Source organism: Christiangramia sediminis (assembly GCF_020552705.1).
GTDB lineage: Bacteria > Bacteroidota > Bacteroidia > Flavobacteriales > Flavobacteriaceae > Christiangramia > Christiangramia sediminis.
In genome coordinates this window covers 730,336-754,011 of record NZ_JAJBZG010000002.1, presented here as the reverse complement: position 1 = coordinate 754,011, position 23,676 = coordinate 730,336, and the positions used below count along the sequence as shown (strand labels likewise).

The window sequence follows — 23,676 nt, the reverse complement described above, 5'->3', positions numbered from 1 at the left end:
GTGAAAGTTATACAGCTTTTTAAAAATGAATCCTCTTTAATAAAAAGAGCCTCTGTGGGTGATCGCGATGCTCAGCAGAGATTGTATGAATTGCATTCACCAAAGATGCTCAGTGTTTGCAGGCAGTATATTAAAGACATACATCATGCTGAGGACACCATGTTAAAAGGCTTCCTTAAGGTGTTTACACATTTAAAAGATTTTAAAGATGAGGGAAGTTTTGAAGGTTGGATTAGAAAGATCATGGTTAGAGAATCTATTTCATTTCTAAGACAACATAAAGAACTTGAATTTCAAGAGGACTTGAATTACGAAACTAATGAGGTTTTTAATAATATAAATTCTGAAATGGATGTTTCTGATATACAACGCTTAATAGACGCTTTACCAGAGGGTTATAGAATGGTGTTTGTGATGTATGCGGTTGAAGGTTACAAGCATGCTGAAATAGCAAAAATGCTTGATATAACAGAAGGGACTTCAAAATCCCAATTGTTTAAAGCACGAAAAATGCTTCAGGAAAAATTAAAAATCAATAATTCATCAAGTTATGGCGCCAATTAAATTTGAAGAGCATATCAAGGAAAAGCTGGATGAAAGAGAAATTCAGCCTTCAGCAGGAAGCTGGGGTAAATTAAATGCCAGGCTGGATTCTTCGGAAACTAAGTCAGAGAGTAAAAAGTGGTGGATTTCAGCTGTAGCTGCTGTAGTGGTACTTTTAATTTCCAGCTTGTTGTTCTTGAATCAGCAGGATCAAAATTCAAACCCGGTGGTCGAAACTCCCGTAGAAAATAAGGTTATCGAAAATAAAGATAATGTCGAATTCGATGAACCGGCTCAGTTAGCTTCAGAAGAAACAAATAAGGAAGTTCAACCGAAAACTGAGAAGCCAGTGAATAAAAGTGCTGAATCTACTTTTGTCGTATCAGAAAAAATAAAATCTGATAATGCTGAAAGACTGGCATCAAATTCTACAAATGAAAGGAGTGTTTTAGAACCTGTTTCCATCACCCCGGCATCTGAAAATCAGAAGTTGAGTACTGAATTTAACGACAGGAAGCAGGCGCTTCTGGCAATGATATCAGAAAATGAGAAAGGGTCTGCCAGTGTTACGGAAGCTGAAGTAGAGGCACTTCTGGCAGAAGCATTAAAACAGATAGGGGAGCAACCTGGGAATATTCAGCCTGAAATTGAAGCAGGCGTTCTTTTAGCTGATGCGGAAGATGAGGTTTACGAATCTTTTAAGGAAAAAGTATTTGAATTAGTAAAAACAGGTTATCAAAAAGCATCTATTGCAGTTTCCAATAAGCTGGATAAACAGGAAAATCAATAATCATCACTTATAAATTAGGTCATTCATCAATCAATTAAACAAACAATCATCATTATGAAAACAATTATTCTTTACATCGCAATTTCCATATTAGGCATCGGTCTATGCGAGGCCCAGACTATAGAAATAACAAATAGAAACACCATTGAACTTTTAAAAAAACAAAGAAAAAATATTATTGTTCAGGAAAAAGAGGAATTGAAAGTCGAGGTCGAGTCAATAAATGAGAAACTAGATAAAAACGAAATTACGCTTGAAGAAGCTAATGAATTAAAAGAGGCAGCAGCGAAAAAACACGCTCTAAACATAGAAAATAGAGTAGCTATTATTGATAATAAAATTGCTTTGATTGAAAGAAATGAAGAAGCTAAAGTAGAAGAAGGTCAAAGTGTGGTTTTCAAGTGGGAAGAAAAGGATAAAAAGGAGAGGAGCAATTATAGGGACGAGAGAACTACATCAACCATTATGCTGGCAGCCGGTTTTAATAATGCCTTAAAAGACGGTCAATCCTTAAATGATTCAGATTTTAAAATTGGAGGAAGTAGGTTCTTTGAGATAGGCTGGGTTTGGAATACCAGGGTTTTTGAAGATACCAACTGGTTACGATTAAAATACGGAGTTTCTTTTCAGTTTAATGGTTTGAAACCAACAGACAACCGGTATTTTATAGAAGATGAAGGTCTTACATTTTTGGAAGAGTTTCCAACCGATTTAAAGAAATCAAAGTTTAGAATGGACAATCTCGTAATTCCTGTTCATTTTGAATTTGGACCATATAAAAGAATTGACCATGAAAGCGGCCCTACATTTTCTACTTATAAAAAATTTAAAGTTGGACTTGGGGGATATGCAGGTTTCAGTTTAGGTGAACGTCAAAAACTGAAGTTCGAAGAGGATGGTGACAATGTAAAACAGAAACTGAAGTCAGATTACAACACCAATGATTTTATCTACGGATTAAGTGGATATATAGGTTGGGGGAATACATCTCTTTACGCGAAGTATGATCTGAACCCTATTTTCCAGGAACCGAATGCTGAATCGCACAATGTTTCTTTAGGTCTACGTTTTGATCTTGATTAATTAGCCAATATAGTTTAGTTTTGCAGGGCTTTAAATTTGAGTTTTCTTTTTTAAAGCCCTGTCTTTTTTAGTAATTTCCACCTAAATATTTCTTAGTTAATTGATCTCTAGAACCACCATAGACAATGTATTTGAAACCGCCCGTGTAGAGGAGGTGATCGGTGATTTTGTTCAGCTTAAGAGATCGGGAAGTAATATGAAGGGTTTGAGCCCTTTTACCGATGAACGATCACCAAGTTTTATGGTTTCTCCGGTAAAGCAGATCTGGAAAGATTTCAGTAGCGGAAAAGGGGGCAACGTAGTTGCTTTTTTAATGGAACATGAACATTTTAATTATCCGGAGGCGATCAAATACCTCGCAAAGAAATACGGAATTGAAATCGAAGAAACCGAGCAGAGTGATGAGCAAAAGGAGCAGGCTAATGAGCGGGAAAGTATGTACCTGGTTTCAGAATATGCCAGCAAGTACTTTCAGAAGCAGATGCATAAGACCGATGAAGGTCAGGCAATAGGTTTAAGCTATTTCAAAGAGAGGGGCTTTACTGCTGAAACTATCAAGAAATTTGATCTGGGTTATTCTCCTGATGAATGGGAAGCCTTTACTAAAACTGCTTTAGGTGATGGTTATAAGCTGGAGTACCTTGAAAAGACCGGGCTTACCATTGTAAAAGATGAAAAGACTTTCGATCGGTTTAAGGGTCGGGTCATGTTTCCTATTCATTCCATGTCCGGACGTGTTCTGGGATTTGGAGGAAGAATACTTTCTAACAATAAGAAAGCTGCAAAATATCTAAACTCGCCAGAAAGTGATATTTACCACAAAAGCAAGGTGCTTTATGGTATTAATTACGCCAAGCAGGCGATTGCAAAAGAAGATAATTGTTATCTGGTTGAAGGATATACCGATGTTATTCAATTTCATCAAAACGGAATTGAAAATACAGTTTCTTCTTCCGGAACTGCCTTAACTCCGGAACAGATAAGACTTATAAACCGACTTACTAAAAATATAACTGTTCTTTTTGATGGCGATGCAGCTGGAACCAGGGCTTCTTTGCGAGGAATAGATCTTATTCTGGAGCAAGGCATGAACGTAAAAGTTTGCCCTTTTCCAGAAGGAGAAGATCCGGATAGTTTTGCGCGCTCAAATTCTGAAGACGAATTAAGAGAGTTTCTTGAGGAGAATTCTTACGATTTCATTACCTATAAAGCTTCCCTTCTCATGGATGAAGCTAAAAATGATCCCGTAAAAAAAGCTGGACTTATCCGGGATATGGTAAATAGTATCGCAAAAATTCCAGATAACATCCAGCGTGAGGTTTATTTGCAGGAATGTTCACGCATTATGGATATCAACGAGGATGTCCTGTATGCCACGCTTGCGCAAATTGAAAATAGGGATGCAAAATCTTCTGGTCATTCCAAAAAACAAAAGATGGAAGTGGTCAAGGAGGAAGCTACTCCTAAGAGCAAGGTAGATCCTTTATATGAACTCGAAAGAAAGATCATTAGCCTGTTAATTTTATACGGTAGAGAAGAAGGAGAGTTTCATGATATCTTATTGAAACAAAATGAACAGGGTGAAATGATCTATGAATCTGAAGTTCAGAAAGCCAAAGTATTTGAAAAGATATTTTTAGATCTTCAGGAAGATGAGATCGAATTTACGAATGAAGATTTTAAAAAATTATTTTTGCTTCTTATAGAAAAGCTGAATAGTGAAGATGAATTTGGGGTAGAGATGATCATCAATGATATTGAAAAATCTCAGGCGATCAAACTTACAGACATACTAATGGAGGAAGAGCAGTATGAACTTCATGACTGGGGTAGGCATGACATACCAGTGAAAACTAAGGATCAGGGTGTTTCACAGTATGTGACCCAGACAATCTTATCTTTAAGAAGATATTTAGTAGGAGAAAAGATCAATGAGCTATTGGAAGAAATGAAAAATGTAGATGCTGACTCTGAAACAGACAGAACCGAGAAAATTCAGGAAATAATGAGTTACACCAGTTTAAGCACAATTTTATCTGACAGGCTGGGACGTGTTATGTAGTATTTAATTGCAGTAATCTTGACTGGGTTATAAGATCTGCTACATTATCTACCTTTAATTTTTTCAATAACCTGGTCTTATAGGTGCTTACAGTTTTCTCATTAATATCGAGAGCTTCTGCGATATCTTTATTTCTCTTGCCTGAAGAAAGTAAATTTAAGACTTCAGTTTCTCTGGTAGAGAGCTTTTTAAACTTTGTAATCAAACTCTTACCTCTGGAGATTCCGGAATTCAACTTCTCTGTAATCGAACGATTTAGATAAATTCCACCACGAGCAACCTGGTAAATCGCCTTTTCCAAAGTTTCATTATCTGTATGCTTGGAAATATATCCGGCGGCTCCTGCCTTAATAGCGCTCAGTGCATACATCTCTTCCGGATGAGAACTGAAAATTAAAGTTTTTACCTCGGGAAATTCCTGTTTTATACGTCTAATAGCGTTGATGCCGTTAATTTGAGGAAGATCTAATTCTACGATCAATACATCAGGGGCATCCTTTTCCAATTGATTGAAAAGCTGGGTGCCGCTTCCTACTCTACCTATTACTTGTAGCGCCGGGTTGTTTTGAAGTACACATTTTACACCTTCCAGAATAATGGGATGGTGATCTGCGATTAATACTCGATACATGATTTTATGTTAAAAACAAGTCCGGGGGTAACTCGTTGAGTTTGGTTTTGTTAACCTAAAATAATGCTTTGAGCTTTTATAAACTCAAAGAGTATAAGATATTCGATAAGATGTTTATTTCTTCAGGTGAACGGGTATTTCGCACACGGGGATTGGTTGCATTTTATGTTGATTAGCCTTGTTTAGTCTCTGATAAATCTTGAAAACTTCCTGTTGTCTTCCTTCAAAATCTTCCAGAGTTTTACCCTCTTCTAAACTTTTCATCGCCCATTCAAGTTCATCATAAGAAGCTCCCAACTGGTCTTCATCACTCCTGCTGTCCCCGAATAATCCATCGGTAGGAGGGGCGTCCATTATATCTTCGATGATATTTAAATACTGGCCAAGTTCATAGACTTCACTTTTCATAAGGTCTGCAATAGGACTCAGATCCACACCTCCGTCTCCGTATTTTGTGTAAAATCCTACACCAAAATCTTCTACTTTGTTTCCTGTTCCTGCCACGAGATATTTGTGAAGTCCGGCAAAATAGTATAGGGTAGTCATTCTTAATCTTGCTCTGGAATTTGCCAGTGCCAGGTCCAGGGAAGAAGTTTCCCTATGTTGAGGCATCCCTTCTTTAAATTGCTCAAAAACCGGAGTTAAATTGACCTCAAGGTCGCTTACATTCGCAAAGTTATGCTGTAGTTCTTCGATATGTTTTCGCGCTCTGGTAATTTGATTTTTATGCTGATGAATAGGCATTTCCAGGCATAAAGTGGGAAGGCCTGTTTTTGCACATAGAGTTGAGGTAACTGCAGAATCAATTCCCCCGCTAACACCTACCACAAAACCATTCATATTAGCTTTGGTGGCATAGTCTTTAAGCCAGTTTATAATGTGGTCAGCTACTTTTTCGATCAGCATAATATTGGGTGATTAAGTTTGTAAGTAATACCTTTGCCTCACAAATCTAACACTTAAAGCCAATTTTTAAAAGACACAGGCGTTAAAGCCTTCATAATAGAGAGCTATGCTGAAGAAATTCTGGTTTTTAATACTACTTATAAGTTTGTTTTCCTGCGATAAAAGATCTGAAACGGAAGCTAAAATAGAAAAGCTTGAGGTAGATTTTGAGTTGATAAGATTTGATCAGAAATTTGCGGAAGCAACTCAGGAAAGTCTTCCAGAACTTAAATCACAATATCCTTTCCTTTTTCCTAAACAATATCCTGATAGCCTTTGGGTACAAAAGTTAAATGATAGTATCCAGCAGGAAATCGATACCGAGATCAGTAAAGCTTATCCGGAATTTTCAGAAGTGAGCGACGATTTTCATTCGCTTTTTCAGCACGTAAAATATTACTTTCCAGATTTTCAGGTGCCAGATGTGATTACAGTAACTTCAGAAGTAGATTACAAAAACAAGATTATATATACCGGCGATTATTTATTTGTTTCCCTGGACACTTACCTGGGCGAGGATCATAAATTCTATGTGGGGATGCAGAAATATTTGAAGAAGAATTTCACAAAGGAGCAAATAGTGCCCGATGCGGCGACGGAAATCGCTAAAGGATATATTCCGAAAGCAGAATCCAGAACTTTTTTAGCTCATATGTTGTATTATGGAAAGATCCTTTACTTGAAAGATAAGTTTATTCCGTTTAAAAGTGATGCTGAAAAGATAGGTTATTCTGAAAGAGAACTAGAATGGGCCGCGGCAAATGAAGATCAAATATGGAGATATTTTATTGAGAACGAACTTATTTATGATACAGATTCTCAATTATATACCAGGTTTCTATATCCTGCTCCGTTCTCGAAATTTTATCTTCAGCTGGATGTCGAATCACCGGCAAGGTTAGGGCAATATATTGGCTGGAATATCATCAGGGCTTATATGGATAAGAACGATGTTTCCATCGAAAAAATGCTGAATACTTCAGCCGAAGAAATTTTTAATAAAGCAAACTACAAACCCAAGAAATAATGTCTCAATACAAGAAATCTGAAATAAATATAGAAGTAGTTACCGACGAAAATCATGTGCCAGAAACTCTTACCTGGAGTGCGCAGGATGGGAACATTTATAAAGAAGATGCTAAGGCCTTAATGTTATCTGTATGGGATAGTAAAGATCAGGAAACCCTGAGAATAGATCTTTGGACCAAGGAGATGCCCGTTGATGAGATGAAAAAATTCTTTCATCAAACCTTAGTTTCTATGAGTGATACGTATTTCAGAGCTACTCAGGATGATAAAATGCGTGATACGATGAAAGATTTCTGCGATTATTTTGCTGAAAAAACTGAAATTAAAAAGGGGTAGTTGGAAAAACTGATCTTTGTTTATAATGCAGATTCAGGTAAGCTGAATACTTTCCTGGATTCACTACACAAGGTGGTGAATCCATCTACTTATTCCTGCAAATTATGTGAGCTTACCTATGGTTCTTTTCGGGAAAAGAAAGCCTGGAAGGAGTTTAGAGAGGATCTGGATGCCGAAACTGAATTTCTACATAAGGATGAATTTCAGAAGTTATACGCTTCAAAATTCGGACATAAATTCGAGTTTCCTATCGTTCTTGCACAAACCGGAAAAGGTTTGGAAGTGATTTTATCTAGACAGGAACTTGAAAAAATTTCCAATATGGAAGTTTTGATTGAAAAGCTCAAAAGTCTATAATATTCTATTGATCAAAGAATGTGTTCCAGATATCGGGATCTAAATGATTTGAAATTCCACTTAAGCCATACTCGCCATTTCTAATAAGCATCTGTCCGTTTGGTTTAATTATAGCGTAAGAACCACATAAAGTTGGGTTTCGGAATACTTTCTCTCTTAAGAAATTTGTAGAATCGAGGAAGAAATACGCTCTTTGTTTTTCAGAAAACTCAGGTAAGCTGATTCCGCTTTCAAAGATTTTAAGAAACTCTGTATTTCTGTATTCCTTCTTTAAAGTCTTAATTTTGGGATTTAGATAATTGAATCTTTGATTAATTCTTATTTTACTATAGTCATTAGGTGGACGATCGTTTGTACAATAATCATCTCTAAAATTATAGGAGAGAATAAAAGTAGGATTATCATAAAAATTTTTACCGGTTAGTTGCTCCATTTGCAATAAAAATTTTTCGTAAGAAACTAAATAAGTTTCATATTTCAGGTGTGATATTTCGGAAACCATCCCACTATCTTTAGCTATGTAATTCCAAGCTGCGTATGGATTTGCAGAGTCATGAAACTTAGCCATAAAAGTAGATCCCTCTATGCTTTTCCCAGTTTCATCCAGATAGTATTCGGTAGGTTCACTTTTATAAGCGGCGCAGGATAAAAAAAAACTTGCGATAAGAAAAACTAAAAGATAATTCCGATAAATTATGGGCATGCTTATTTGTTTTTGAGCTGCTCATTAATTTGATCTATATAATCCAAAATTTCATCCTGTCCCAATTTTGAAGTGGCCGAAGTAATAAAGTACTCGGGCATTTCTACCCAGCTTTCCAGCATTTCAGCTTTATAATTTTCAATATTCTTATCCAGTACTTTATCTTTCAGCTTATCAGCCTTAGTGAAAATTATACAGAATGGGATATTATTTTCACCCAGCCACTGCATGAATTCCATATCAATAGGCTGAGGTTTGTGTCGGGAATCAATTAAGACAAAAGCGCAGATCATTTGCTTTCTTTTTTCAAAGTAAGCGGTGATAAATTTCTGAAATACTTTTTTAGTAGATTTTGAAACCTGGGCGTATCCATATCCCGGTAGATCTACAAGATGCCAGTTATTATTGATCAAAAAATGATTGATAAGTTGTGTTTTTCCGGGCTTTGCGGAGGTTTTTGCAAGTGCCTTTCTGCCTGTAAGCATGTTAATAAGGGAAGATTTTCCCACATTACTACGCCCAATAAAAGCATATTCTGGCAAGGAGCTGTTAGGGCACTGATCAACTTTGGAGTTGCTCACTACAAATTCAGCGGTCTTGATTTTCATAAAAATGTATTTAGATCTCGCGTTCTTTCAACCACTGGTGAAAAAGCTCGTTGAATTCTTGAGGATGTTCCATCATGGCAGCATGCCCGCATTTGTCTATCCAGTAAAGGTTGGCATCTGGTAATAAACGCTGGAAGTCTTCCGCTACTTCTGGAGGAGTTACCGTATCATTTTTTCCCCATATAATGCAGGTTGGAGTTTCCATATTAGGCAGATCTTTCGCCATATTATGGCGGATAGCACTTTTTGCTATGGCCAGTGTTTTTACCAGTTTATTACGGTCACTTACCGTCTCATAAACCTCGTCCACGATCTCTTTTGTTGCGACTTCGGGATCATAAAAAACTGCTTCTGCTTTTTTCCTGATAAATTCATAATCTCCTCGTCTCGGATAACTCTCGCCCATGGCATTTTCATAAAGCCCCGAGCTCCCTGTAATTACAAGCGCCTGTATAGATTCTGGAAACATTTTCGTGGCGAGCAGTGCAATGTGCCCACCTAATGAATTCCCCAGCAAGATCACATTTTCAAATCCTTTGAAATCAAGAAATTCCTTTAAATATTTTGCAAATGTTCCTACGCTGGTTTTTAAAAGTGACATGGAGTAAAGTGGCAATTCCGGAATAACAACTTTATAGCCTTTCTGCGGAAAATAATCCACTACGCCATCAAAATTACTGAGGCCTCCCATAAGTCCATGAAGAATAACAATTGGTGTTCCTTCGCCCTTCTCAAGATATGTGAATTTTCCCTCTTGCCTTAAGTGATCTTTCATTGATAGCCTTTGCGGTTAGCAATCGCAAATATAGCGATTTCGATACAAGTATAATCATTTTTGAGCAACTGCAAGAGCTTTTCTGTGAAGTGGGAAATTTATAATCCACAAGTTTTTTAAACATAATTCTTGAGAATTTTCTCGCGATTTTCAATTTCCTGAATCATAAGTGAATAGGTGTATTTAAAAGGTTTTCAAATACATAGAGTGGTAAAACTTATCAACATTGTGGTAAAAAGTGGTAAATTGTGGTAATATTTTCAATATATTTGAATTTGTAAAGCTTAACCGTGATAAATCTAATTGGGACATACGAATGCAAAGTCGATGCAAAAGGCCGTTTAATGGTGCCTTCTGCATTAAAGAAGCAATTGGCTCCCATGATGCAGGAAGGTTTTGTGATTAAACGGGCGGTTTTTCAAAACTGTCTGGAACTTTACCCGATGGAGGAGTGGAATGTCCTGATGAAAAGAATGAACGGGTTAAACAGGTTCAAAAAAAAGAACAACGATTTTATTAGAAGGTTTACGGCCGGGGTGAAGACCGTTGAGGTTGACACGAATGGAAGGCTGTTGATTCCCAAAGACCTTGTTGGTTTTGCCGGGATAGAGAAAGAGATCGTTCTTTCTTCGGCAATCAATATTGTGGAGATTTGGGATAAAGATAAATATGAACAAACCCTGGATGCTTCTTCAGATGATTTCGCAGATCTGGCAGAAGAGGTGATGGGAAATGATGATTTTGATGGAATATCATAATCCGGTTCTTTTAAAGGAGTCTGTTGATGGTCTTGCGATAAAACCTGACGGCATCTATGTGGATGTCACCTTCGGTGGAGGTGGACATTCCCGGAAAATACTGGAAAGACTGGGGCCTGAAGGAAAGCTTTATGCTTTTGATCAGGATAAGGATGCTCTGGAAAATAAGATCGACGATAACCGGTTTACGCTTATTAATGAGAATTTCAGATACCTGAAGCGTTTTTTGAGATTTTATGGAGTAAAACAGGTGGATGGAATTCTTGGTGATTTCGGTGTTTCTTCTCATCAGTTTAACGAGGCTGAAAGAGGATTTTCTACCAGGTTCGATGCGAAACTGGATATGAGGATGAACCAGGGAGATAAGTTGAGTGCCTATGAAGTGATCAACGAATATGAAGAGGAGCAGCTAAAAAAGTTGTTCTATGCATATGCAGATCTAAAGAATGCGCCAAAACTCGCCAGAACGATTGTTTCTGAAAGAAAAAATAATCCTATTGAAACCAGTGAGCAATTAAATGAGTTACTAAAACCTTTACTATTTAAAGGAAAAGAAAATAAAATTCTGGCTCAGATCTATCAGGCAATACGGATAGAGGTAAACCAGGAGATCGAAGTTCTTAAAGAGTTTTTATTGCAAACTGAAGAGATCATTAAACCCGATGGAAGAATGAGTTTGATCTCTTATCATTCGCTTGAGGATAGATTGGTAAAAAGATATATCAGAAGCGGTTTGTTTGAAGGGGAGCCTGAAAAGGATATGTATGGAAATATCTCCGTTCCGTTTAAGAAAGTGAACGGATTGGTAGTTCCTTCAAAAGAAGAAATTAAGCAGAATAACAGGGCAAGAAGTGCAAAATTAAGGGTAGCAAGAAAGCTTTAATTGAAATGAAAAAGGGTTTTTACAACATACTAAAAGCGAACTTTCTTATAAGTGAAGATGCTGTAAAAAACTGGCGTTTTATTGTTTTCTGTACCGTGCTGGCCATTATTATGATCGCAAGTTCACATAATGCCGAAAAGAAAGTACACCAAATAGCGAAATTGAATAATGAAGTGAGAGAATTAAGAAGTGAATTCGTTGAAAGACGTTCAGATCTGATGAAGATCAAGATGGAGTCCACCATTACTGAAAAGATGGTTGGAAAAGGGATAGGGCCTTCAGATACGCCTCCCAATAAGATAAGAGTGATAATAAAAGACTAACCTGCAATGGCTACAACCGAAAAAAGCATCCTGAATCGTATGTATTTCGTGGCTGGCTGTCTGCTTGTTTTTGCAATAGCGGTAGGTTTTAAGTTACTTGATATACAGTTTGCACATGGCGATTATTATAAAGAGCTGGCGGAAGAGCGAACTCTTAAGAATTTCAAGATCCCTGCAAACCGCGGGAATTTATACGATGTAAATGGAAATCTTCTTGCGACCTCAGTCCCTAAATATGATATCCGGTTTGATGCGGTAACCGTTTCAGATAATAACTTCGAAGAAAATATAGGTCCACTTTCAGGAAAACTATCTGGAATGTTGGGGCAACCTGCTTCCTATTATTCCCAAAAATTAAGAGCGGCAAGAGCGAATAAGCAACGCTATGTCCTCATCGCTAAAAACCTTGGTTATTCAGATTATATGAAGATCAAGAGTTTTCCTATGTTCAATCTTGGAGCATATAAAGGCGGGATGATCACCGAGCAGAGTACGGTTCGTGAGCATCCGCTTGGAAAAATGGGTGAAAGAACTGTAGGTTATGAAAGAAGGGATGAAAATGGGTATTTCACCAGGGTTGGCCTTGAAGGGGCCTTCAGTAATTATTTGCGTGGTACAGATGGCAGACGTTTAAAACAAAAGATCGCAAAAGGACAATGGAAACCTATTAGTGATAATAATGAGATGGAGCCAAAAGATGGATATGACGTTGTATCAACAATAGATGTCAATATTCAGGATATAGCGCATCATTCCTTATTGCGTCAGTTAGAATATTTTGAAGCAGAACATGGTACTGTGGTAGTTATGGAAACCGCTACCGGTGAGATCAAAGCCATGTCTAATTTGGGAAGGACCAAGGAGGGTACTTATTTCGAAAAAAGGAACTACGCGGTATACGAGGCTCACGAGCCCGGTTCAACATTTAAACTTATGGCCATGGTGGCTGCCCTTGAAGATAAGGTGATAGATACCAGCCAGATTATAGATACTGAAAAAGGAGTGGTGAGATTTTACGGCAGACCTGTTCGGGATTCGCATCACGGGGGTTATGGTGAAATTTCAGCAGCCAAGGCTTTTGAGGTTTCGTCCAATACAGCATTCACAAAAATGATCACCGAAGGATATAAGGACAATCCTTCAAAATTTGTTGATCGACTTTATTCAATGGGACTTAACCAGAAGATTGGTCTTGAAATCAAGGGTGAGGGATCCCCCCGAATTCCTCACCCACAAGACAAAAGCTGGAATGGGTTGAGCCTGCCCTGGATGGCTTTTGGTTATGGTGTGTCTATTACACCCTTGCAAACATTAACTTTTTACAATGCTATTGCCAATGATGGTGAGATGATCAAGCCAAGATTTATCAAAGCGGTAAAAGATCGTGATAAGCCAATTATTACGATGGAAAAGCAGGTGATGAATCCTTCGATCTGTTCAGTAGAAACTGCGAAGAAGGTAAGGGCCATGATGAAAAAGACTGTGGAAAGAGGAACTGCGGCCAATATTTATACCGAAAATTTTTCCATGGCTGGAAAAACAGGAACCTGTCAGACTGAATACTGGATCGAACCGGGCAGATATATAGCATCTTTTGCGGGTTATTTCCCGGCAGAAAATCCGAAATATTCCTGTATCGTGGTGATCCATAAACCAAACAGGAGAAAAGGCTATTACGGCAATATTGTGGCGGCGCCTGTTTTTAAAGATATCGCCAGAAAGATCTATACAGATACACCGGTAATGGATGAACTGGAATCCTTGGAAATAAAAGATAAAAAGGTGGAAACCGATTTTGAAAAATACTATACAAAAATTCAGGATGAAAAACTGCTAATGCCAGATGTTACCGGGATGCCGGCAATGGATGCAATTTCTCTTCTGGAAAATCTTGGTCTGGAAGTGACTTTTAACGGTAAAGGAGTGGTAAAGAGACAATCTGTTTCTGCAGGTCAAACACTAAAGAATAAGCAAACTGTAAAACTGGAATTGAGTTAATGAGCGTTTTAAAGGACATACTCTATAAAGTGAACATGAAGGCGGTGACCGGGGATACTGGTGTGACCATCAACGATATTCATTTCGATTCCAGAAAAGTAAAATTAAATGATGTTTTTATTGCAATTCGAGGAGCAATATCAGATGGACATGACTTTATAAAAAATGCCGAAAATCAGGGTGCTTTAGCAATCGTATGCGAAAAGATTCCTGAAAATATCATTAACGGGGTTACTTATATAGAAGTGGAAGATAGTAAAAAGGCTCTGGCCTATATTTCTGCCAACTATTTCGAGAATCCTTCAGAAAAATTAAAACTGGTTGGGGTTACCGGTACCAATGGGAAAACTACCATTGCCACCTTGTTATATGACCTTTTTACTAAAGCTGGTTTTAAATGTGGTCTGCTTTCCACGGTGAAGGTAATGGTAGGAAATGATGAACATTCCGCAATAAGGACCACACCAGATTCAATTACTATAAATTCTTATCTCAGGGATATGAATGACGCCGGTGTTGAATTTTGTTTTATGGAGGTAAGTTCTCATGGGATTGACCAGCATAGAACTACCGCTTTAAAATTTAAAGGCGGAATTTTCACAAATCTGTCTCATGATCATTTAGATTATCATAAAGATTTCGCGGAGTACCGTGATGTGAAAAAACGCTTTTTTGATGAATTGCCAGCTTCGGCATTTGCACTTACCAATGCCGATGATAAGAACGGCCTGGTAATGCTTCAGAATACAAAAGCAAAAAAATATACTTACGCCTTAAAGACTTATTCAGATTATCAGGCGCAGATCCTTGAGAATAATTTCACGGGATTACTTCTGAAGATAAAAGGTCAGGAATTATGGACCAAATTGATAGGAAATTTCAATGCTTATAATGTCCTGGCGATATATGCTACGGCAGATCTACTCGGATTGAAAACTCTGGAAATTCTTCGCATCATTAGTGAGCTGAATTCTGTTAGTGGAAGGTTTCAATATGTTATTTCAAAAAAGGATAAGATCACCGCTATTGTAGATTATGCCCATACACCAGATGCATTGAAAAATGTCCTGGAAACCATCAATAGTATTCGTACTAAAAATGAAGAACTAATTACGGTGGTTGGCTGTGGTGGAGATAGAGATACCACTAAAAGACCTAAAATGGGTCATATAGCATCAGCATTAAGCAGTAAAGTAATTTTCACCAGTGATAATCCAAGGACTGAAGATCCTGAGAAGATCATTGCTGATGTAGAGGCTGGAGTAGAACCGCAAAATTTTAAAAAGACAACTAGTATAACTAATAGAAAGCAGGCTATAAAAGCAGCCTGCCAGATGGCCTCAAAAAATGATATAATTCTTATTGCTGGCAAAGGGCACGAGACCTATCAGGAAATAAACGGAGAAAGATTCGATTTTGATGATCTAAAGATCGTGAATGAATTTTTAAAACAACTGGATAAATAATGCTGTATTACTTATTTAAATTTCTGGAAGAGCAATATCAGTTGCCTGGAGCACAGTTGTTTGAATTCCTGTCGTTCAGGTCGGCGATGGCTATTATTTTGTCGCTCGGGATCTCGACCATCTATGGTAAAAGAATTATTAATTACCTGAGGGCAAAACAAATTGGAGAAAGCGTTCGTGATCTTGGGTTGAAGGGGCAGACGGAAAAGGCTGGGACTCCAACTATGGGAGGGCTTATAATCATTATCGCCACACTCATACCAGTTTTGCTTTTTGCGAAACTTGAAAATATATACGTGATCCTCCTTATTGTGACCACTTTGTGGATGGGAGCTATAGGGTTTTTAGATGATTATATTAAAACCTTCAAAAAGGATAAGGAAGGACTAAAGGGGATCTTTAAGGTAATTGGTCAGATTGGGCTTGGTTTGATCGTAGGATGTACCATGTATTTCCACCCCCAGATCACAACTAAAGAAGTAGTGACGGAAACCAGTCCTACTGAAAATGTTATTGCCCGTGCCGAAGTGGTAGACATGGGGCCGGAAGAAAAAAACACGACGACAACCATTCCATTTGTAAAGAATAATGAATTCGAATATTCCAGTTTGATAAGCTGGATAAATCCTTCACTTGTTGATTACGCCTGGCTGATCTTTATTCCAATTGTGATCTTTATTGTGACTGCAGTTTCAAATGGAGCAAACCTTACGGATGGGATCGATGGTCTCGCCGCGGGTTCTTCAGCAATCATCGTCTTAACCCTGGGCATTTTTGCCTGGGTTTCGGGTAACATTATTTTCTCAGATTACCTGAATATTATGTATATCCCGCGTTCCGGGGAAATGACAATTTTCATCACTGCTTTTGCAGGTGCCTTAGTGGGATTCTTATGGTACAATACTTATCCTGCCCAGGTATTTATGGGAGATACAGGAAGTTTAACCATAGGCGGAATTATCGCGGTTTTAGCAATCGCCACCAGGAAAGAATTACTGATCCCGCTTTTATGCGGAATTTTTTTGATAGAAAACCTTTCTGTAGTAATGCAGGTGGGGTGGTTTAAGTTTACGAAGAAAAAATATGGTGAAGGTCGCCGAATTTTTCTAATGTCACCATTGCACCACCATTATCAGAAGAAAGGGAAACACGAAAGCAAGATCGTAGTAAGGTTTTGGATTATTGGAATTTTTCTGGCGATCCTTACAATAATTACACTTAAGGTTAGATAAGCTTGAAATTGTGAGTAAGAAGATAGTCATATTAGGAGGTGGAGAAAGCGGAATAGGTACCGCGATCCTGGCGAAGAAAGAAGGTTATGAAGTTTTTCTTTCCGATAAAGGAAGGATCAAGGATAAATACAGAGAAGTTCTTAAACATATTGAGATCGAATGGGAAGATGAAAAGCATACTGAATCAAAAATATTTGAGGCAGATGTGGTGATGAAAAGTCCGGGAATTCCAGAAACTACTCCGCTAGTAAAACAGTTACGGGAGAAGGGAATTTCTGTGGTTTCTGAGATCGAGTTTGCATCCTGGTTTTCTGAAGTTCCGGTAATAGGAATTACAGGCAGCAACGGTAAAACTACCGTGACGAATCTGGTTCAGCATGTACTAAAGCAAGGCGGAATTGATTCTGGGATGGGAGGAAATATCGGAAACAGTTATGCGAAAATGGCGGCGGAAGAGAATCATGACTGGTTTGTGCTTGAATTGAGCAGTTTTCAGTTAGATGGGATAGAAAAATTCCGGCCGCATATCGCGATTTTGACAAATATCACTCTGGATCACCTGGATAGATATGATTATAAACTTGAAAATTACATAGGCTCAAAATTCAGAATAGCAGAAAATCAAACCGAAGAAGATTATTTCATCTACGATGCAGATGATAAAAATATTACAGACTGGTTGCAAAAGAATCCTGTAAGCTCTCAAAAATTGCCTTTTTCAATAGAAAAGAAGATTGAAAATGGCGCTTATATAGAAAACGAAAATATTGTTGTAAACATTAATAACACCAAATTTACTATGCCAACATCAGAGCTTGCCCTTCAAGGGAAACATAATACTAAAAATGCCATGGCTGCTTCCATGGTCTCTCAATTACTCCGCATAAGAAAACAGACCATACGTGAGAGTATGGCGAATTTCCAGGGAGTTGAACATCGCCTTGAAAAAGTGCTCAAGATCAATAACGTGCTTTATATCAATGATTCTAAAGCGACCAACGTGAATGCTACTTTTTATGCTTTGGAAAGCATGGAGTCTGAAACGGTGTGGATCCTTGGAGGTGTAGATAAAGGGAATGTTTATGATGATCTCCTTCCGTTGGTAAATGAAAAGGTAAAAGCCATCATTTGTCTTGGGGTTGATAATCATAAAATCGTGAATGCTTTTGGAAATATTGTAGACACAATAGAAGAAACTACTTCCATGAAAGAAGCAGTTCAAATGGCCTACAGGCTGGCAGATAAGGGTGATAATGTATTATTGTCTCCTGCATGTGCGAGTTTCGATCTTTTTGAAAATTACGAAGACAGGGGAAGACAATTTAAAGAAGCAGTAAGAAATTTATAGTGAATAAACCTGCTAGGTTTTAAAAACCTTGCAGGTTTTAGAAAAAGTTAAATGAGTAATCTTTTTGCAAATCTTAAAGGAGACAAGGTGATCTGGGCGGTAGCCGGCTTGTTGGCAATATTTTCATTTTTGCCGGTTTATAGTGCCAGTAGTAACCTTGCTTATCTCCACGGCGATGGAAGCACTTCAGGCTATCTGGTAGTGCACTTTTTCCATTTGCTTTTAGGTTTTTGCGTTTTATTTGCTGTACATAAAATTCCTTATCATTATTTCCGCGGAATTTCCATTTTGCTATTACCCATTGTGATCCTGTTACTTCTGTTTACAATTGCCCAGGGCACTACGATAGACGGAGCATATGCCAGTAGATGGATACAGATTCCGGTATTAAACGTATCATTTCAATCCTCTACTCTGGCAGCAGTGGTATTGATGGTTTACGTGGCCAGGTATTTATCCAAGATCACTGAAAAAACAGTCACTTTTAAAGAGACAATTCTTCCGCTCTGGGTGCCTGTTTTCTTGGTATTAATATTAATTTTGCCGGCCAATTTCTCCACAACTGCGATCATTTTTTCTATGATATTGATATTGATGTTCTTAGGTGGATATCCCTTAAAATATCTTGGTGCTATCATGGGAGCAGGGATAATAATGCTAAGTATTTTTATCCTTACCGCGAAGGCTTTTCCTGGTCTTTTACCTAACAGGGTAGATACCTGGACAAGCAGAATTGAAACTTTTTTTGATGATGAAGAAGGAACAGAACAATATCAGGTTGAAAGAGCCAAAACAGCAATTGCTCAGGGAGGAATTACTGGAACAGGAATAGGGAAAAGTGTACAAAGAAACTTTTTACCTCAATCCTCTTCAGATTTCATTTATGCAATAATTGTTGAAGAAATGGGATTAATAGGTGGTTTTGGAGTGATGCTTGCATACCTGTTATTACTCTTCAGGATCGTGATTGTGGCTACTAAGGCCAATACGGTCTTTGGAAAACTTGTTGTAATGGGAGTAGGCCTGCCGGTAGTTTTTCAGGCGCTCATCAATATGGGGGTCGCGGTGGAATTATTTCCGGTGACAGGGCAAACACTTCCTCTAGTTAGTAGCGGGGGAACATCAGTGTGGATGACCTGCATAGCATTGGGAATTATCTTAAGTGTAAGTGCAAAAAGAGAAGAGATTAAAGAATCTGAAAATAAAGAATTTGAAGGCGAAGAGGATAATCCTCTGGACATTTTAAGCGAAGCGATATGAAAGAAGGTTTACGCGTCATATTATCTGGTGGAGGAACAGGTGGACATATCTATCCTGCGATCGCCATTGCCGATGAAATAAAGAAAAGGCATCCAGATGCTGAAATTCTTTTTGTGGGCGCAAAGGACCGAATGGAAATGGAGAAAGTTCCGCAAGCCGGATACGAAATAGAAGGCCTTTGGATAAGTGGAGTAGACAGATCTTTCAGTCTCAAGAATTTCATATTTCCATTTAAACTGATGAGTAGTCTTTCAAAATCTAGAAAGATTATCAAGAAATTTAAACCGGATATCGTTATTGGAACCGGTGGTTTTGCCAGTGGGCCTTTATTGAGAGTTGCAATTTCTAAAGGAATTTCAACTTTGATTCAGGAGCAGAATTCTTTACCTGGTATAACGAATCGAATTCTGTCGAAATATGCTGATACTATTTGTGCGGCCTATGAAAAAGTAAAAGATGTATTTCCTCCAGAAAGGACCATTATTACTGGGAATCCAGTGCGACAGGATCTTTTGGAAGTAGATCAGCTTCGGCAGGATGCGATAGAGCATTTTAAACTTTCTAAAGGGAAAAAAACCGTACTTGTTCTTGGTGGAAGCCTGGGCGCAAGAAGAATAAACAGGCTCATCGAGAACGAACTGAAAAGATTTAAAGAGGAAGAAATTCAGCTCATCTGGCAGATAGGGAAGCTTTATTTTGATGAGTACAAGAAATATGATTCCCCAAGTATTAGAGCTAAGGAATTTATTAATAGAATGGATTATGCCTATGCTGCTGCAGATGTGATCATTTCCCGGGCAGGAGCCGGAAGTGTTTCTGAGCTGTGTATCGTGGGGAAGCCGGTATTATTTATTCCGTCCCCAAATGTTGCTGAAAATCATCAAGCTAAAAATGCCCTGGCAGTGACAGAACATGACGCCGCTTTAATGATCACAGAGGATGAATTAACAGAGCGATTTGAACCTTGTTTTTTTAGTCTTTTGAAAGATGAGAGAAGAATGAGTCGCTTTGCTGCCAATATCAAAAAACTGGCTTTGCCAAATGCGACTTCAGATATTGTTGACGAAGTTGAGAAACTGGTAAATAAGAATAATAGATAAATGAAAGACCTAAACCACATAAAGCATTTTTATTTCATCGGGATCGGTGGGATTGGGATGAGTGCCCTGGCCAGATATTTCAAGGCGAAAGGTAACTATGTGGCTGGTTATGATCGTACTTCTACTGATCTTACAAAAAAACTGGAAAATGAAAATATTCCGGTGAATTATGAGGATAATGTGGAGTTTATCCCACAACCTATTCTTGAGAATCCTGACAGTTCACTCATTGTTTATACACCTGCGGTTCCAAAAGATCACAAACAATTTGGAGTTTTAAAACAGCAAAATTTTGAGGTGATCAAAAGAGCTCAGTTGCTTGGATTGGTAACCGATCAGAAGTATTGTCTTGCAGTTGCCGGAACTCATGGAAAAACCACTACCACGGCAATTCTGGGTCACCTTTTGAAGGAAACGGGAGCAAAGGTTACTGCTTTTCTTGGAGGGATAAGTGAAGATATTCAGTCTAATTTGATCATGCAGGGCGACGAGGTGATCGTGGTGGAGGCTGATGAATTTGACCGTTCATTTTTGAATTTATCTCCAAATATTGCAGCGATCACCTCTATGGATGCAGATCACCTGGATATCTACGGTGATAAATCTGAACTGGAAAAGTCATTCCGGGAATTCGCAGCTAAAGTTCCTGAAGAAGGAGCATTATTTGTTAAAAATGGGTTGTCTATTGACGGTACCAGAATAGGAATAAATGATGAAAGCGATTTTTCTGCACAGCATATAAGAATAGAAGAAGGTCATTATATTTTTGATCTAAAAACACCTTCTGAAACTATAAAGGATTTAAAATTTAATCTGCCCGGCAAACATAATTTGCTAAATGCTATTACAGCCCTGGCGATGGCGATCGAGTACGGTTCCCCAACCGACGGTCTGGCCAGGGCTTTATATAGCTTTAAAGGTGTTAAGCGCAGATTTAGTTATAAAATAAAGACGGATAATCTGGTTTTGATAGATGACTATGCGCATCATCCTACTGAAATATCAGCAGTACATCAGGCAGTTCGTGAAATGTACCCCAACAAAAAAGTTTTAGCGGTTTTTCAGCCCCACCTGTTTAGCCGTACCCGTGACTTCGCTGAAGATTTTGCCTCAAGCCTTTCAGATTTTGATAAGGTATTCCTGCTGGATATTTATCCGGCACGGGAATTACCCATTGAAGGGATTTCTTCAGCATGGTTACTGGATAAGATCTCCAATCCAGGAAAGTTGCTGATTCAGAAAAAAGAACTGATAGAAAGAATTAAGTCTGAAGAAGCTGAAGTTGTAGTGATGATGGGAGCCGGAGATATTGGAGAAGAAGTTGAAAAAGTAAAAAAAGCATTGTTACATGAAGCGTAGTTTAGGTTACATAAAAGCCCTCGTTTTAGTGGCAATCGTTTGCCTTTTATATGGCTTTGCGGAGAAACGACACAAGTCCCGGGGAATCAGCGAGGTGAAGGTAGAATTTACAGATAGTGAAAATCTCTATGTGACTGAGGAAGTGGTTAATAAATTGTTAATACAAAATAAAGCCAGTGTCTCGAGCATAGATAAAGAAACTTTAGATTTGAATAGGGTGGAATACCTTTTAAACGAACACCAAATGATTGAAAATGCGGAGGTTTACCTCACTTTAGATGGTAAACTCGAAGCAATAGTAAGTCAAAGAAAGCCCATAGGAAGAGTGGTTGGGAATTCATCGTTTTATCTGGATAAAAATGGGGAGATCATGCCTCTTTCTCAGTTTTATTCCGCAAGAGTTCCACTAATGTTTGGTTTTGATGGTGAAAATGTGACAAAAGCTTACTCAATTATAAATTATATAAAAGAGGACGAGTTTTTAAAAAAACATATCATAGGCATCAATAGGCAAAAAGGAAATAAATATAGCCTTGAATTGAGAGAGCAGGATTTTGAGCTGTATTTCGGAGATTCGAGTAATGTGGCATTGAAATTCAACAATTTTAAGGCTTTTTATAAGAAAGCACAGAAAGAAAATAAAATAGATACCTACAAAAAAGTGAACTTACAATTTGGCGACCAGGTTGTGTGCACGAAAAAATAGTTTATGGAACAAAACGATATTGCAGTAGGCTTAGATATTGGAACAACAAAGATTGTGGCTATGATAGGCCGCAAAAATGAGTACGGTAAGGTTGAGATCATTGGAATAGGGAAATCCAAATCTCTTGGCGTACATAGGGGCGTAGTGAATAATATTACGCAAACTATCCAGTCTATCCAGCAGGCAATACAGGAAGCGGAAGCCGATAGCGGTTTGAAGATCAGTGAAGTGGTAGTTGGAATTGCGGGGCAGCATATTAGAAGCCTTCAGCATAGTGATTATATAACCCGTCAGAATCCGGACGAAGTGATAGATGCAGATGATATCCATACACTTTGCAACCAGGTTCATAAACTGGTAATGTTACCTGGAGAAGAAATAATACATGTTCTTCCGCAGGAATTTAAAGTAGATGGTCAGGCAGAGATCAAAGAACCTATCGGAATGTATGGAGGAAGGCTTGAAGCTAACTTCCATGTAGTGGTAGGCCAGGTTTCTTCTATAAGAAATATTGGAAGATGCGTAAAAAGCGCCGGACTTGAACTTTCAGCAGTGACCCTGGAGCCTTTAGCTTCAGCAAATGCCGTGTTAAGTCAGGAAGAAAAAGAAGCCGGAGTAGCTTTGATCGATATAGGAGGGGGTACTACCGACCTGGCGATTTTCAAGGATGGGATTATTCGTCATACGGCGGTGATTCCTTTTGGTGGTAATGTGATCACTGAAGATATCAAAGAAGGATGCTCGATCATTGAAAAGCAGGCAGAATTATTGAAGATAAAATTCGGTTCAGCATGGCCGGGTGAAAATAAAGATAATGAGATCGTTTCTATTCCTGGGTTAAGAGGAAGAGAGCCGAAAGAGATTACCCTGAAAAATCTTTCTAAGATCATTCATGCAAGAGTAGTAGAGATCATTGAGCAGGTTTACCTGGAGATCAAAAACTACGGTCATGACGAGCAAAAGAAAAAATTAATTGCGGGATTAGTATTAACTGGTGGTGGTGCACAGTTAAAGCACATAAAGCAGTTGGCGGAATATATAACAGGTATGGATACCAGAATTGGGTATCCTAATGAGCATTTAGCCGGCACAACAGATTCAGAAACTACAAGCCCTGTTTATGCAACTGCAGTAGGATTGGTAATGAACAGCCTTGAAAAAGGGAATAGTAAATTTCAGGAAGAGGCGGTGCTGTCAGACAGCAGCCCCGTAGAAGATTCTGAAGAAATTGAAGAAAGCGAAGATCAGATGATGAGTGATTCTGATCAAGAAGAACAGACCTCGAGTAAAGTTGCCCGCAAAAGCATTTTTGATAAGTGGGCAGAAAAATTCAAGGATTTTTTAGATAACGCAGAGTAATAAAGATACAACCAGTAAAACA

Annotated in this window: 24 protein-coding genes; 19 read left to right on the top strand and 5 right to left on the bottom strand. The window is 38.2% G+C overall.

Annotated features, from left to right (window positions below; translation table 11 throughout):
* The 4 genes from LGQ90_RS07875 (at position 1) to dnaG (ending at position 4,478) form a co-directional block, all read left to right on the top strand.
* Entirely contained in the window at positions 1-564 is a 564-nt protein-coding gene (locus LGQ90_RS07875; RefSeq protein WP_229340067.1) for an RNA polymerase sigma factor, read from the top strand.
* A complete protein-coding gene (locus tag LGQ90_RS07870) occupies positions 551-1,333 on the top strand; it encodes a hypothetical protein (protein WP_229339874.1) in 783 nt (260 codons plus the stop codon). The genes LGQ90_RS07875 and LGQ90_RS07870 overlap by 14 nt, the downstream gene beginning before the upstream one ends.
* 54 nt (positions 1,334-1,387) lie before the next feature.
* Positions 1,388-2,416 carry a PorT family protein gene (locus LGQ90_RS07865; protein WP_229339872.1) on the top strand — a complete coding sequence of 343 codons (1,029 nt, stop codon included), beginning with the start codon at positions 1,388-1,390 and terminating at the stop codon, positions 2,414-2,416.
* A 100-nt stretch (positions 2,417-2,516) separates the two neighbouring features.
* The gene (gene dnaG, locus LGQ90_RS07860) at positions 2,517-4,478 is read left to right on the top strand and encodes a DNA primase (protein WP_229339870.1); all 1,962 of its coding nucleotides are present in this window, start codon (positions 2,517-2,519) and stop codon (positions 4,476-4,478) included.
* On the opposite strand, the gene LGQ90_RS07855 is transcribed toward dnaG, so the two are convergent.
* Complete coding sequence (locus LGQ90_RS07855; protein WP_229339868.1) at positions 4,471-5,109, bottom strand: response regulator; 639 nt, start codon at positions 5,107-5,109, stop codon at positions 4,471-4,473. The genes dnaG and LGQ90_RS07855 overlap by 8 nt on opposite strands.
* Positions 5,110-5,223: 114 nt before the next feature.
* Positions 5,224-6,015, bottom strand: a complete 792-nt coding sequence (nadE, locus tag LGQ90_RS07850; protein ID WP_229339866.1) for an NAD(+) synthase — start codon at positions 6,013-6,015, stop codon at positions 5,224-5,226.
* 106 nt (positions 6,016-6,121) lie between these two features.
* Between nadE and gldB the strand changes: the two genes are divergently transcribed.
* The 3 genes from gldB to LGQ90_RS07835 are packed head-to-tail and all read left to right on the top strand — an operon-like array spanning position 6,122 to position 7,776.
* Positions 6,122-7,081, top strand: a complete 960-nt coding sequence (gene gldB / locus LGQ90_RS07845) for a gliding motility lipoprotein GldB (RefSeq protein ID WP_229339864.1) — start codon at positions 6,122-6,124, stop codon at positions 7,079-7,081.
* A complete protein-coding gene (gene gldC / locus LGQ90_RS07840) occupies positions 7,081-7,419 on the top strand; it encodes a gliding motility protein GldC (protein ID WP_229339862.1) in 339 nt (112 codons plus the stop codon). The genes gldB and gldC overlap by 1 nt, the downstream gene beginning before the upstream one ends.
* Positions 7,420-7,776 carry a GTPase gene (locus LGQ90_RS07835; RefSeq protein ID WP_229339860.1) on the top strand — a complete coding sequence of 119 codons (357 nt, stop codon included), beginning with the start codon at positions 7,420-7,422 and terminating at the stop codon, positions 7,774-7,776.
* A 4-nt stretch (positions 7,777-7,780) separates the two neighbouring features.
* On the opposite strand, the gene LGQ90_RS07830 is transcribed toward LGQ90_RS07835, so the two are convergent.
* Genes LGQ90_RS07830 through LGQ90_RS07820 form a run of 3 tightly spaced genes read right to left on the bottom strand, consistent with a single transcriptional unit; the run spans position 7,781 to position 9,862 of the window.
* On the bottom strand, positions 7,781-8,479 hold the full coding sequence (locus tag LGQ90_RS07830; RefSeq protein ID WP_229339858.1) for a hypothetical protein: 699 nt from the start codon (positions 8,477-8,479) through the stop codon (positions 7,781-7,783).
* 2 nt (positions 8,480-8,481) lie between these two features.
* Positions 8,482-9,087: a ribosome biogenesis GTP-binding protein YihA/YsxC gene (gene yihA, locus LGQ90_RS07825; protein ID WP_229339856.1), complete on the bottom strand. Its 606-nt coding sequence runs from the start codon at positions 9,085-9,087 to the stop codon at positions 8,482-8,484.
* A gap of 10 nt (positions 9,088-9,097) precedes the next feature.
* Complete coding sequence (locus LGQ90_RS07820; protein ID WP_229339854.1) at positions 9,098-9,862, bottom strand: alpha/beta fold hydrolase; 765 nt, start codon at positions 9,860-9,862, stop codon at positions 9,098-9,100.
* 290 nt (positions 9,863-10,152) lie between these two features.
* Between LGQ90_RS07820 and mraZ the strand changes: the two genes are divergently transcribed.
* Genes mraZ through ftsA form a run of 12 tightly spaced genes read left to right on the top strand, consistent with a single transcriptional unit; the run spans position 10,153 to position 23,654 of the window.
* Positions 10,153-10,620: a division/cell wall cluster transcriptional repressor MraZ gene (mraZ, locus tag LGQ90_RS07815; protein ID WP_229339852.1), complete on the top strand. Its 468-nt coding sequence runs from the start codon at positions 10,153-10,155 to the stop codon at positions 10,618-10,620.
* Positions 10,607-11,503 carry a 16S rRNA (cytosine(1402)-N(4))-methyltransferase RsmH gene (rsmH, locus tag LGQ90_RS07810; RefSeq protein WP_229339850.1) on the top strand — a complete coding sequence of 299 codons (897 nt, stop codon included), beginning with the start codon at positions 10,607-10,609 and terminating at the stop codon, positions 11,501-11,503. Before mraZ ends, rsmH begins: the two co-directional genes overlap by 14 nt.
* A 5-nt stretch (positions 11,504-11,508) precedes the next feature.
* Positions 11,509-11,826 (top strand): FtsL-like putative cell division protein, encoded by a 318-nt coding sequence (locus LGQ90_RS07805; RefSeq protein WP_229339847.1) that lies wholly within the window; start codon positions 11,509-11,511, stop codon positions 11,824-11,826.
* 6 nt (positions 11,827-11,832) lie between these two features.
* Positions 11,833-13,824, top strand: a complete 1,992-nt coding sequence (locus tag LGQ90_RS07800; protein WP_229339845.1) for a penicillin-binding protein — start codon at positions 11,833-11,835, stop codon at positions 13,822-13,824.
* Positions 13,824-15,290 carry a UDP-N-acetylmuramoyl-L-alanyl-D-glutamate--2,6-diaminopimelate ligase gene (locus LGQ90_RS07795; protein ID WP_229339843.1) on the top strand — a complete coding sequence of 489 codons (1,467 nt, stop codon included), beginning with the start codon at positions 13,824-13,826 and terminating at the stop codon, positions 15,288-15,290. Before LGQ90_RS07800 ends, LGQ90_RS07795 begins: the two co-directional genes overlap by 1 nt.
* A complete protein-coding gene (gene mraY, locus LGQ90_RS07790) occupies positions 15,290-16,522 on the top strand; it encodes a phospho-N-acetylmuramoyl-pentapeptide-transferase (RefSeq protein WP_229339842.1) in 1,233 nt (410 codons plus the stop codon). Before LGQ90_RS07795 ends, mraY begins: the two co-directional genes overlap by 1 nt.
* A 10-nt stretch (positions 16,523-16,532) precedes the next feature.
* Complete coding sequence (gene murD, locus LGQ90_RS07785) at positions 16,533-17,870, top strand: UDP-N-acetylmuramoyl-L-alanine--D-glutamate ligase (protein WP_229339840.1); 1,338 nt, start codon at positions 16,533-16,535, stop codon at positions 17,868-17,870.
* 51 nt (positions 17,871-17,921) lie between these two features.
* Complete coding sequence (locus LGQ90_RS07780; RefSeq protein ID WP_229339838.1) at positions 17,922-19,130, top strand: FtsW/RodA/SpoVE family cell cycle protein; 1,209 nt, start codon at positions 17,922-17,924, stop codon at positions 19,128-19,130.
* Positions 19,127-20,230 carry an undecaprenyldiphospho-muramoylpentapeptide beta-N-acetylglucosaminyltransferase gene (gene murG, locus LGQ90_RS07775; protein ID WP_229339836.1) on the top strand — a complete coding sequence of 368 codons (1,104 nt, stop codon included), beginning with the start codon at positions 19,127-19,129 and terminating at the stop codon, positions 20,228-20,230. Before LGQ90_RS07780 ends, murG begins: the two co-directional genes overlap by 4 nt.
* Positions 20,231-21,589, top strand: a complete 1,359-nt coding sequence (gene murC / locus LGQ90_RS07770; RefSeq protein ID WP_229339834.1) for a UDP-N-acetylmuramate--L-alanine ligase — start codon at positions 20,231-20,233, stop codon at positions 21,587-21,589. It abuts the gene before it with no gap.
* A complete protein-coding gene (locus tag LGQ90_RS07765; protein ID WP_229339832.1) occupies positions 21,579-22,295 on the top strand; it encodes a cell division protein FtsQ/DivIB in 717 nt (238 codons plus the stop codon). Before murC ends, LGQ90_RS07765 begins: the two co-directional genes overlap by 11 nt.
* A gap of 3 nt (positions 22,296-22,298) precedes the next feature.
* Positions 22,299-23,654: a cell division protein FtsA gene (gene ftsA / locus LGQ90_RS07760; protein ID WP_229339830.1), complete on the top strand. Its 1,356-nt coding sequence runs from the start codon at positions 22,299-22,301 to the stop codon at positions 23,652-23,654.
* The last annotated feature ends 22 nt before the right edge of the window (positions 23,655-23,676 follow it).

Coding starts and splice junctions, on each gene's coding strand:
- LGQ90_RS07870 (WP_229339874.1), top strand. CDS start 551: ATGGCGCCAATTAAATTTGAAGAGCATATCAAGGAAAAGCTGGATGAA.
- LGQ90_RS07865 (WP_229339872.1), top strand. CDS start 1,388: ATGAAAACAATTATTCTTTACATCGCAATTTCCATATTAGGCATCGGT.
- LGQ90_RS07855 (WP_229339868.1), bottom strand. CDS start 5,109: ATGTATCGAGTATTAATCGCAGATCACCATCCCATTATTCTGGAAGGT.
- nadE (WP_229339866.1), bottom strand. CDS start 6,015: ATGCTGATCGAAAAAGTAGCTGACCACATTATAAACTGGCTTAAAGAC.
- gldB (WP_229339864.1), top strand. CDS start 6,122: ATGCTGAAGAAATTCTGGTTTTTAATACTACTTATAAGTTTGTTTTCC.
- gldC (WP_229339862.1), top strand. CDS start 7,081: ATGTCTCAATACAAGAAATCTGAAATAAATATAGAAGTAGTTACCGAC.
- LGQ90_RS07830 (WP_229339858.1), bottom strand. CDS start 8,479: ATGCCCATAATTTATCGGAATTATCTTTTAGTTTTTCTTATCGCAAGT.
- yihA (WP_229339856.1), bottom strand. CDS start 9,087: ATGAAAATCAAGACCGCTGAATTTGTAGTGAGCAACTCCAAAGTTGAT.
- LGQ90_RS07820 (WP_229339854.1), bottom strand. CDS start 9,862: ATGAAAGATCACTTAAGGCAAGAGGGAAAATTCACATATCTTGAGAAG.
- rsmH (WP_229339850.1), top strand. CDS start 10,607: ATGGAATATCATAATCCGGTTCTTTTAAAGGAGTCTGTTGATGGTCTT.
- LGQ90_RS07805 (WP_229339847.1), top strand. CDS start 11,509: ATGAAAAAGGGTTTTTACAACATACTAAAAGCGAACTTTCTTATAAGT.
- LGQ90_RS07800 (WP_229339845.1), top strand. CDS start 11,833: ATGGCTACAACCGAAAAAAGCATCCTGAATCGTATGTATTTCGTGGCT.
- LGQ90_RS07795 (WP_229339843.1), top strand. CDS start 13,824: ATGAGCGTTTTAAAGGACATACTCTATAAAGTGAACATGAAGGCGGTG.
- mraY (WP_229339842.1), top strand. CDS start 15,290: ATGCTGTATTACTTATTTAAATTTCTGGAAGAGCAATATCAGTTGCCT.
- LGQ90_RS07780 (WP_229339838.1), top strand. CDS start 17,922: ATGAGTAATCTTTTTGCAAATCTTAAAGGAGACAAGGTGATCTGGGCG.
- murG (WP_229339836.1), top strand. CDS start 19,127: ATGAAAGAAGGTTTACGCGTCATATTATCTGGTGGAGGAACAGGTGGA.
- murC (WP_229339834.1), top strand. CDS start 20,231: ATGAAAGACCTAAACCACATAAAGCATTTTTATTTCATCGGGATCGGT.
- LGQ90_RS07765 (WP_229339832.1), top strand. CDS start 21,579: ATGAAGCGTAGTTTAGGTTACATAAAAGCCCTCGTTTTAGTGGCAATC.
- ftsA (WP_229339830.1), top strand. CDS start 22,299: ATGGAACAAAACGATATTGCAGTAGGCTTAGATATTGGAACAACAAAG.